Here is a 3,498-nt window from a genome sequence, read left to right as displayed (position 1 = left end):
TTGAAATGCGGTCAATCAAGCGTTCCCGCTCCGTTCAAGCTTAGCGTACGATTTCGAGCAGCTCTTGTTCTGACCCCATGTAGAAGAAGCTCGGCGGGTTCCGTACCGAGTTTCCGTTAGACATACGAAATCCTAACCAAGGTGGAAGTAGCGTCCGCTGCAACGGCTGCCCCGCACACTAACCGCAAACGTCAATGGGCATAAACAGAGCTAAATCGACGATCAGTTATTGTAGAATTATTCCGGTAAGGTGTGGCTAAACACTGCTTACGAATTATCTTCTTCAACCTGCAACTCAATTCTGTTGACTGATCGCGCCCAGTCAGCACGAACGGTCCGATCAGATTGCGAGGCTCGACAATGAGGACGAAACTGTTGATTTACTTCCTGTAAACTCTGCAAAAAAGCGGGTTTCCGGCATGAAGAAGCTATATGGAAACATTGGCGTATTGATCTTATCCCGACCGGACTACAACAGCAGCCCATTTATGAGAGGCCGGAAACATTACGCCAACAGCTAACTATACCATTAAAGAAATCATAAAGCTTAAGGGATTAATGTGACCTTAACTACAATATGATTTGTCATCCTCTATAAATACTCGGAAACCGTGCATTTAAAATAATGGAATAATTAATGGTTATGACAACATTATTACAACTATGTATCAATAAAATTTTCTATGCCAGTCGAATTGGAATTTTCCTTTTATTATCCTCAGTGTTTTTATATGGCGTACCTAGCAGAGCTAGCGCTAACGCAAAATATGCCAGCTACGTAGTAGACGCGAAAAGCGGTCAAGTTCTTTACTCTGAAAATGGTAATAGTGAACGTTATCCGGCATCACTTACTAAGATGATGACTTTATATCTGACCTTCGAGGGGTTGGACGCCGGACGTTTCAATAGTAATAGCCGCATTGTTATTTCACGAAATGCAGCGTCGGAGCCTCCATCAAAAATTGGGTTGCCTGTTGGTTCGGTGATTACTGTGGAGGCAGCAATGAATGCACTGGTAACAAAATCAGCGAATGATGTTGCGACCGCATTGGGTGAATTTCTTGGCGGTTCAGAAGAAAGATTTGCGAAAATGGCAACAGACAAAGCGCGATCACTTGGGATGACCTCGACGAGATTTCGGAACGCTCATGGCTTGCCAGATTCAAAGCAAGTTACCACGGCCAAAGACATGGCTCGGCTCGGAATAGCGCTTCGTCAACACTTTCCCCACCATTATAAAATATTTCAAACTCGTAGCTATCAGCTAGGTAAAACAACTTTACGGAGCCACAACAGACTTGTGGGTAGTGTTAGGGGAGTTGATGGGATCAAAACCGGCTACATTAATGCGTCTGGATTTAATCTTGTTACGTCTGTTGAGAGGGATGGACGGTCAGTCGTAGCGGTGGTCATGGGCGGTCGTACGGCAGCTTCAAGAGATAGTCACATGCGAAAACTGATTGAACGTTACCTTCCCGATGCTACAAAAACGAAAAAAGGTAGCACTATAAAGCCACAACCATCCAGAAACGATCTCATTGCAAGTGTTGGCAATGTGCTCCCAAGAATTGTCCCCATCCCGGGAAATCGTGGATTGAATGCGGCTACAAGAAGCTACGCTGAAAGCAATGATATACCGAATACTGTCTCTTCCTACAGCGCAGTGGATCCGTTAACGACCAGTGCATTGGAGACCGCAGGTGAAAATGATAAATGGGCGATCCAGATTGCAGCCTCTCCCGATAAGGCAAGTGCAAAGAAACTGCTAGATCAAGCAATAAGTGACCTCAATAGTCCAATTAGATCGCTTGCACCAGTAGTTGCTAATTATTTTGACGGAAATATTTCTGTCTACAGAGCACGGATTGTAGGTTTTGAACAAGTATCGAGTGCACTATCAGCTTGTGTGGTATTGAAGCAGAAAGGCTATGGGTGCTGGGCGACACAGTAACAATTAACTTTCAACACAAATGGCTAAAGTCAATATAGTTTGCCCTTAATATGCGAGATATTGCGGGTATTTCGCCATCAAGCTGACGCTGGCGGTACGGACGGCCTCAGCTCTATGCCCTGCAAGAGCGGGACTCTTCTTCATCCATAGCCATCGACCCCGTCGCTGCCAGTCTTAGAAATAACCTTGCATGGTTGAATAGTGTGGTTACTTCAGTAACATCCGCCGCTGACTGGTAGACGATCGATTCATAATAGCAGCATGTACAAAATCAAGCATAATTGTGTCCAGCGTTATGTTTGTGGTTGCGGAGATATTGTCATGAGTGGAGCAATCAGCAACCATTTAATCCCCGTCATATACGCTTGTATAATACCCCGTTTGCCGGCCATGTTGATCACAGATGAAAATTGTTTCGTTCGGGCTCTTTGAACCGCCTCCGATTTTGCAAGCTGATTTTTGACGTTTTGGCTGGGCTTCAATCGGTCGTGTGTCAGGCCTCTTAATGTGGCATGTCTGACGCCATGGGCCGGTATGCTGTTCGGAAGGCAAGGCCCACATCGGTTCAGAAATCTATGGCGCTCGAGCCCCGGGGGTGGGTATTCCTGCCTTGAACTTTGAAGTCCGTGTCGCTTAGGTCACGCCATGCTGTAATTCTCTTCCTTCATCGTCATGGACCAGTTTGGTCGCGGTCTCACCTGATGGAGGTCGTCCAGCTCATGGAGCCTGTTCAAATTGGAACTGGACCTCGCGGACCCGAAAAAGCGTTGCGTCGATAAAAGATGCACAGTTGAGGTCAAATAAGGCGACGTTATGCCCATCATGTGAGAAGGCTGTTTTATAGATTATGCCATCATATCCTTCGGTCTTGAAGGCCTCGGCTAGTATCTGTGTGGCCGCGTAGCCAGCAGTATTATCACTTCGCACCACTGGCCTAGAAAACGCATAGTCGATGTGCGACCATACCAGATTTTCAATGTCGTCATCCTCAAATTTAACCTGCTCCCGTTCGGACGGCTGTGCAAAGCGACTGCAATCCACCACCACTAGGTCCCGCAATGCCTCGAAACGAGCGACTGAGACGATAGATCCTATGCCAGGTCGCACTTCGGACATTGCAGACTCGCGGTCCGTTGCAAAATACAGGCATGGGATCCCTTTGGGGTTCACCCGCCCTTCGTAAGCACGGTCATCCCAGGGCTTCATGCGAGCTTCCGGATGCGGCAAAGGGATGCGCCGTCCTGCAACAACGTCGTCTGTCCAGCGGTTGCCAATCTGGGCTCTCCAGAAGACAGCTCCGGCCCCGATCGTGCTCAACCTGTCTGAACAGGTCGCGACGACCGCTTCAAGAAATTGAGCCGCTTGCACAGAGCGCACATAGCGAGATTGACGAGTGACCTCATTTTCAAACTGCCAAAAGGCATCCACTTTCTCAAATCGAGCCGCACCCATCATCTTTCCCTTCCCGGGTCAGCGAAACAGTACGACCGGCACTTTGCAGGACCGGATCATCTCGGTTGTTGTTGAGCCGATGAAGAGGTTGCGCA

The 3,498-nt window shown here is 47.8% G+C and carries 2 protein-coding genes; one reads left to right on the top strand and one right to left on the bottom strand.

The window, feature by feature from the left end; all coding sequences use genetic code 11:
* Positions 1-637: 637 nt before the first annotated feature.
* Positions 638-1,951: a D-alanyl-D-alanine carboxypeptidase gene (locus JNC80_RS19840; RefSeq protein ID WP_376711400.1), complete on the top strand. Its 1,314-nt coding sequence runs from the start codon at positions 638-640 to the stop codon at positions 1,949-1,951.
* 717 nt (positions 1,952-2,668) lie between these two features.
* Here JNC80_RS19840 and JNC80_RS19835 read toward each other — a convergent pair.
* Positions 2,669-3,406, bottom strand: a complete 738-nt coding sequence (locus JNC80_RS19835; protein WP_376711399.1) for an RES family NAD+ phosphorylase — start codon at positions 3,404-3,406, stop codon at positions 2,669-2,671.
* Between the last annotated feature and the right edge of the window lie 92 nt (positions 3,407-3,498).

It is taken from the genome of Pseudochrobactrum lubricantis (assembly GCF_041929865.1).
GTDB lineage: Bacteria > Pseudomonadota > Alphaproteobacteria > Rhizobiales > Rhizobiaceae > Pseudochrobactrum > Pseudochrobactrum saccharolyticum.
Note: the sequence above shows the minus strand (reverse complement) of the source record. Positions and strands in the feature narration are given on the sequence as shown.